This is a genomic window from Anaerovibrio sp. (assembly GCF_024697385.1).
Classification (GTDB): domain Bacteria; phylum Bacillota; class Negativicutes; order Selenomonadales; family Selenomonadaceae; genus Anaerovibrio.
The window spans coordinates 1-6269 of record NZ_JAILFV010000022.1; the positions used below are offsets into that span (position 1 = coordinate 1).

The following is a 6269-nucleotide window of genomic DNA, read 5'->3' on the forward strand; positions in this document are numbered from 1 at the left end:
AGTTCTCTATGTAAATTTTCGACAACATCCATTTGCTTACTGTACTGGCCACACTCCGCTTCATAACGTTTAGAAAGCCTGACAGCAAACTCAACCAGTAAATCATGCGACATTGCAGCCAGCTCATCTTTATTGCCCGCCCGAGCCATTTGCACCATTTCGTTGAAGTCCAATTTATCCATTCATTAACCTCTCTTAGAAGCGATAATTTATCGATTTAATTATAACACTTGCTTCCCGGTCATGTAAATCGATAAGTTATCGCTCTGGGCAGTGAATATAATAAGTTACCACCCCAATGCGCGGTATTTACACTAGGATTTTCGCCGCTCACACAGTACTGCTGCACTGCCCGCAATGACCATCATATAAAGATTGCCAGGAGACTTCCTGAGCAAGAAAATTTCCTGGCCGCTTCGTTTTTTCCGTTTTTACAAAATGGTACTTTTTTGAGGATTTTCTATGGGTAGACCTATTATTTTCACCATGAATGAATGGGATTCTCCAACTCCCGGGGATAATCATACGTCTTGGTTACCTCGCCTGCCGCATTCTTCTTTTTCCCAGGCCGAGGTATCGGGACAGGATTGATTCCCATGGCCAACAAATCCTTAATCCTGGTCAAGAACGTATTATCCGAGCCCTTTACCAGTATCTGGGGTTTGCTATTCTTGATTATGCATCCTTCCTGAAAGCATTGTCTGGCCGCATCTAATCCACGAACCTGGGCCACCATCTGCATGAATTGGATAAGTCTTTTCCGCATTAAATCAGTTATAGGCTGATTATTACTCAATGTACCATCGTAGTGCATAATACGTGACTTTGCCCGCGAAAGCTCATAGAAATCACCATAACCTATCGAGGTCTCGTACCGTTTGAACAGTAACTCGTTGGCGATATCCTCATCGAGAAATCTTACTATCGAACGGTCTGGGAGACCATACTTTCTCTTAATGGTACTTACCTTGCCTTTATAACACTGTATTTCGTAGCGAATAACATTCTCCGCCGCTTCCATCAGGTCATCCAGATCATCCTCATTCATGCCGGCATAGTCTTCTTCTATCTGGGCCCGCTTATCGTAAAATACAGCTTTATTGGAAAGATTTCCTTCAGCAGTACTTTGTGCAAACATTGCTTCATCCTTGCGTCTCTTGACCTTGGTGCGCTGGTGCAAGGAAGTCCTCTTGGACAAACGATAGAAGGTATCTGCATCGCGCTTATCCTTAAAGTGGATGTTGTGGGTATAATCAATCCGGCGGCAATTCCATTTTAGCAAATCAGCCAGATATGCGTATTCTGTGTCCTGTACGTATGGGGCCATAAAGTCCCGGAATACATCGATGAGCCTGCTTATGTTGTCCTCCGTGCATTCAAACAGTTCTATGCTTGGTTGCCGCGTGATTAACAGCCAGGGCTCTATTTGAATCCTCAAGCTATATCCGATGCAATTACCTTGATTTTTCTTTTTGCCGGCAATCTTTTCCATACATTTGGTCATGGTGACTTCCTTGATGCCTTTGTGTACAGCTGATATACCATCTATTTCGGCATAGCCTTTTATATCGAATCTATTGATAGAACGTTTGGAAAATCTTAACATTTTCATGAGCTCCAGGGCCTCAGTGCGTCCCCAGAATAGCATGCCAATGTCGAATGTATGAACCATATAATGTCACCTCGTAGATAGTAAAAGAGAGATTATCGCAAAAACAAGTATACCTCTTAACCCCATATTTTACAATGCTTTTCAGGGGTTTAAGTAGGTAAATTTTTGTGTGATAATCTCTCTATCCTCTGGAACTATCTACTTGGCTTTAATCACATGGCTAAGGAAATTTTTTTCAAATTAATCCAGCAGCCTCACGACGCTTGTACTGGATAAGCTCTATGGCCATCTTGTAGCTCTGCTCGATTACTGGCCGTCGCTGAACGGCCTCTCCGGTCTCCCAATGCATAATTACACTATCGACGGCACCATTGGTCTTGGCAATCTAAAGCCAGTAGCTTCATGACAGAGGCTGCCCCCGGGGTGGACCGCATCATCTTCAGCCTACTTGATATGCCTATGCTTATGCCTTACACTCCGATTAAAAGGAATGCAATTTTTCTTTCTCCAATTCTCTTCGGCTATACGCGCCTCTGCCGCCAAGTCAGAAACAGGTACTTTATACTTTGCAATAAATGCCTCTGCTTCTTCCTGCGTCCTGCATTTACGATATTTAGCGCCGCTAAATCCATCAATCTGTATCTTCGCCTCATCCCAGGAATAATATACTCCTGGAACCAAGCCTATGGCCACAGCATATATTGGCGGCGCCAGAAATACCACCGTTTCCCTTTCCTCCAAGAATTTCATTGCCTCTTCACGAGAGTTAAAACCTTGGTAATGCGCTCCTGAGAAGCCTTTTACCTGTTTACAGGCTTCTGCCCACGATTCGAATATCCCAGTCTTACGACCTCTTTTTACCGCATAATACTTTTTTGCCATTGTTAAACCTCCACTTTCTTATATTCAATGGTCTCCTTGTAAAAGCTACCAACACTTACCCCATAGATACTTGCGTAAGCCGCCAGATCATCGGCCGACACACGCATCTCTCCGTTTTCCTGCTTACTGATGCAGCCTGGCGCCTTGCAGAGTTCCTTCGCTACATCATCCTGCTTTAGCTTCAGTTTTCTGCGGCACTGCCTCAGCATACCCGGGTCAAACACAATCAATGGTCACCACCGCTTTCCTTTACCAGAACATCCAGTATCGACAGCTGATATATATCCAGTAACCTGAATAACATATCTACGGTTAAGGGCGTGCTGCCAGATTCATATCGCCAAAGCGTAGTTCTGTCTCTGCCCACCAGTTCTGCCACGCGGTCAATAGTTAGATGTCTTTGCCGCCGTGCCCGACGCAGCCAGTTCAAATTTATGCTTTCCATTAAATTTTCCTCTCTTTCTAGGCTCCTCTCGCGGGCGCCTTTATTAATGTATTACCTGCAGCTCTTGCACTATTAAACCTCAGCGATGACATATTTCGCGCTATGCAACCATATAGGAGCCAAAAATGCTCACCGACTACGGCACCACCTAGTAACCTCCCTGGAGAGCTCTTGCTGTTTTCTGTGCCCCCCGGGGGTAGTTGATTAAGCATTTATGGCCGCCCCTACAAGAGTAACATCCGTTTTGCAATGGTCCGTGCGCCGACAAGCCCCCCTGGCCCGCCAGGAACGATATATTTGCCAAGTCACATAAAATAGCCACATGCCATGGCCCACAAGAAAAAGTACAGTTATGTCACTCTAAGCTAGGTATTGTTACGCCACAATAGCTAATGCTATCTCAGAATAAGTATATTTATAAAATACGTATCATATTATATTTAACATCTTACACTTTACGGTGATTTGTGTTTAATTTACATACAAAATAAGCCAATACTATTAATCTAATTGACCTTAGCGTAACAATACCTAGTTTAGGGTGACATTAACCTAGCCTGGAGTAATATATTGCTCTTTGGACGCTGGCCCTTAATAGCCACATCCCTGGTCCATAAAACTGCACATACAAAATAAGCCGCCTGCTAAAAGCAGGCGGCCTTTTCTATTGCCCATAAAAGAAAGGAGCATCTACTATGCCACGTTCACCGCCGATAGATACTATCTACCAGCCAGTTCACTGATTACAAAGGAGGATTCAAAATGAAGAAAACAAATGACGAGATTATCAAGGATGCCGTAGACCAGCTCATGGAGATGTTCCGCACGGGGAAACTTCCAGAACGGGTAGCCTTCTCCATCATCCACCGCCATCCCGGAGACATTATTCCCTCAGATAGCTGGAGCATTGGTAACCGCATCCTGCAAATGCTTCAAGGGACCACTGATGCCCGCGGCTATAAACAATGGCAAGCTGCCGGCCGCCAGGTAAAAAAAGGCGCAAAAGCCATCCATATCCTTGCGCCCATGGCCTACAAAGTAACGGGCAAGGACAAGCTGACAGGCGAGGACATTGAGAAAATCATCATCAAAGGTTATCGCCCCATCCCTGTCTTCCGCTATGAGGATACGGATGGGGCCCCCTTGCCTTATGACCATGAATATAGGCCCAGTCAGTCTCCCACATTCTTCGATGCCGCGGATAAGCTGGGAATCAACGTATCCTATCGCCCCGTAGCCGGTAAATATCTGGGCAAGTACAGCATCAACACCAACAGCATCCAGCTATGCAGCCAGGATGCCATTGTCTACTACCACGAGCTGGCCCATGCCATCCACGCTACTTTCGTTGACCTCCGCGTCTACGATGATGCCAAGTCAGAAATAGTGGCGGAGTTTTCTGCCCTTGTGCTCGCCAACATTGCCGGCATAAACGGCTTTGAAGCCCAAGGCTTTGATTACATCGAGCATTATGCCAAGAAACATGGCCATAGCAGCATCATGCAGGAGATGTTCTCGGTCCTTAACGATGTGGAGAAGATTGTCACCACTGTGCTCAACGTATCCGAGGACGAATTGGAGCTCGCCGCTGTATGACCCATAAAACCCAAAATAGCCTAATAGCTCCGCCAAGCTATTAGGCTATTCCTTATACAACCATCATCATTTTAACTGGAGGAATGCAAAATGTCAAAAAATGTTATCGCCCGAATCGAAGACCTGTCTCATGAGGATTGGCTCAAACTACGCCAGAAAGGTATTGGCGGCTCCGATGCAGCTGCCGTCTGTGGTCTCAACAGATGGCGTGGCCCCTTAGATATCTATCTGGACAAGACCGCCGAAACCATTGCGGAGAAAGATACCGAGGCCATGTACTGGGGCCGGGTAATGGAGCCAGTATTGCGTGAAGAATTCCGTAAGCGTACCGGCCTCAAAGTAGAGACTGTCCCTTACATGTTCTACTACAAGGAATACCCCTTCATGCTGGCCAATATTGACGGCATCGTTCACGAAGCGGATGGCGCCGTCAGCCTCCTTGAAATCAAAACAGCCAACGGCTTCGCTGCTAAGGACTGGGAAAGCGGGCTGCCCCAAGAATACTACATTCAGCTTCAGCACTACCTTGCTGTCTGTGACCTCCCCAAAGCCTACATCGCTGTCCTTATCGGCGGCAACGAGTTCCGCTATGAGGAAGTTCACCGCGATACCGAGACTATCCAGACCATCATAGCCATGGAGGCCAATTTCTGGAATAACCATGTCCTGCCCCAGACGCCCCCGCTGGCTGATGCCACTTCCGATAAAGCCTTATCCGCTTTATACCCTAAATCTAATGGCACCAGCATCATCCTGCCCAGTGAAGCAGACCAGCTCATAGCCAACATCGAGGACTGTAAGAATCTGGAAGACCAGCTAAAGACCGCCAAAGCCGAAGCGGAAAACCGTCTCAAAGCCATTATGAAGGATGCTGAATGCGGTAAAACCCCGGCCGGTTATTCTGTCCGTTGGAAAAGCAGCAGTACCAGCCGCCTGGATACCACCAAACTGAAAGCAGAACATCCAGACCTTGTGGCCCAGTACACGAAAGCCACTGCCTATCGCCGCTTTACCATCACTGCCCCGAAGGAGGATAAATAATCATGAAACATATCATCCGTATAACCGAAACCCTTACCCGGGATATTGTCGTAACTGCTGATTCTGCCCAGGATGCTTTAGAAAGCGTCATTGCCAGTTACGATGATTGCAATATTATCCTGTCCGGCGAAGATTGGACAGATACGACCATCGATATCGTAAAGTCTTAAACTACAAAAACTGTGCCGCTGTGCTCATAGGAGCCAGCGGCATTTTCTATGCTGAAAGGAGAATTTATCATGATCACCATTTCCGTATCCAAAATTAAGCTTGTCCGTGAATCCAATCATCGTTATGACATTGATAACCGATATGTCCATGGTCCACAAGATGCTGCTGACATTATCAATGCCGTCCTCGACCTTGAAAACGAAGCTCAGGAGGTTGTCGCCGAAATCATCCTCGACAATCAGGGCAAGGTTACCGGTGTAATGGAAGTAACCCGTGGTAGCATTAACTCCAGCATATCCCATTGCCGGGAGATTTACCGGGGAGCCATTCTTCACAATGCAGCATCCATTATACTAGCCCACTGCCATCCCAGTGGCGAAACCAACCCCAGCCGTGAGGACATAGATATTACGCAACGCGTAAAAAAAGCTGGCCAAGTCCTCGATATACCTCTGCTTGACCATATTATCATTGGTCACCATCGCTTCACCAGCTTAAAAGAAAAAGGCATGTTGTAAGCCA

At 46.4% G+C, this 6269-nt stretch carries 9 protein-coding genes; 4 read left to right on the forward strand and 5 right to left on the reverse strand.

Annotated features, from left to right (window positions below; all coding sequences use genetic code 11):
* The 5 genes from K6C05_RS01330 to K6C05_RS01350 form a co-directional block, all read right to left on the reverse strand.
* A partial coding sequence (locus K6C05_RS01330) for a hypothetical protein (RefSeq protein WP_296730516.1) occupies positions 1-182 on the reverse strand: 182 nt, incomplete at its 3' end.
* 299 nt (positions 183-481) lie between these two features.
* On the reverse strand, positions 482-1672 hold the full coding sequence (locus tag K6C05_RS01335; protein WP_296730517.1) for a hypothetical protein: 1191 nt from the start codon (positions 1670-1672) through the stop codon (positions 482-484).
* Between the two features lie 384 nt (positions 1673-2056).
* Entirely contained in the window at positions 2057-2494 is a 438-nt protein-coding gene (locus tag K6C05_RS01340) for an RNase H1/viroplasmin domain-containing protein (RefSeq protein WP_296730519.1), read from the reverse strand.
* Between the two features lie 2 nt (positions 2495-2496).
* On the reverse strand, positions 2497-2718 hold the full coding sequence (locus tag K6C05_RS01345; RefSeq protein ID WP_296730530.1) for a helix-turn-helix transcriptional regulator: 222 nt from the start codon (positions 2716-2718) through the stop codon (positions 2497-2499).
* A 2-nt stretch (positions 2719-2720) separates the two neighbouring features.
* Entirely contained in the window at positions 2721-2939 is a 219-nt protein-coding gene (locus tag K6C05_RS01350; RefSeq protein ID WP_296730521.1) for a helix-turn-helix transcriptional regulator, read from the reverse strand.
* A 762-nt stretch (positions 2940-3701) separates the two neighbouring features.
* Here K6C05_RS01350 and K6C05_RS01355 point away from each other — a divergent pair.
* From K6C05_RS01355 to K6C05_RS01370, 4 genes are all read left to right on the forward strand, one after another.
* Positions 3702-4535 (forward strand): ArdC family protein, encoded by an 834-nt coding sequence (locus tag K6C05_RS01355; protein ID WP_296730523.1) that lies wholly within the window; start codon positions 3702-3704, stop codon positions 4533-4535.
* Positions 4536-4625: 90 nt separating this feature from the next.
* The gene (locus K6C05_RS01360) at positions 4626-5576 is read left to right on the forward strand and encodes a lambda-exonuclease family protein (RefSeq protein ID WP_296730524.1); all 951 of its coding nucleotides are present in this window, start codon (positions 4626-4628) and stop codon (positions 5574-5576) included.
* 2 nt (positions 5577-5578) lie between these two features.
* Positions 5579-5746 (forward strand): DpnD/PcfM family protein, encoded by a 168-nt coding sequence (locus K6C05_RS01365; protein ID WP_296730526.1) that lies wholly within the window; start codon positions 5579-5581, stop codon positions 5744-5746.
* 69 nt (positions 5747-5815) lie between these two features.
* Positions 5816-6265 (forward strand): JAB domain-containing protein, encoded by a 450-nt coding sequence (locus tag K6C05_RS01370; protein WP_296730528.1) that lies wholly within the window; start codon positions 5816-5818, stop codon positions 6263-6265.
* Positions 6266-6269 lie beyond the last annotated feature (4 nt).

What these genes read in the sequence shown, in the direction of transcription:
- K6C05_RS01340 (WP_296730519.1), bottom strand. Translation starts at nt 2,494, where the DNA reads ATGGCAAAAAAGTATTATGCGGTAAAAAGAGGTCGTAAGACTGGGATA.
- K6C05_RS01370 (WP_296730528.1), top strand. Translation starts at nt 5,816, where the DNA reads ATGATCACCATTTCCGTATCCAAAATTAAGCTTGTCCGTGAATCCAAT.
- K6C05_RS01360 (WP_296730524.1), top strand. Translation starts at nt 4,626, where the DNA reads ATGTCAAAAAATGTTATCGCCCGAATCGAAGACCTGTCTCATGAGGAT.
- K6C05_RS01365 (WP_296730526.1), top strand. Translation starts at nt 5,579, where the DNA reads ATGAAACATATCATCCGTATAACCGAAACCCTTACCCGGGATATTGTC.
- K6C05_RS01355 (WP_296730523.1), top strand. Translation starts at nt 3,702, where the DNA reads ATGAAGAAAACAAATGACGAGATTATCAAGGATGCCGTAGACCAGCTC.
- K6C05_RS01350 (WP_296730521.1), bottom strand. Translation starts at nt 2,939, where the DNA reads ATGGAAAGCATAAATTTGAACTGGCTGCGTCGGGCACGGCGGCAAAGA.
- K6C05_RS01335 (WP_296730517.1), bottom strand. Translation starts at nt 1,672, where the DNA reads ATGGTTCATACATTCGACATTGGCATGCTATTCTGGGGACGCACTGAG.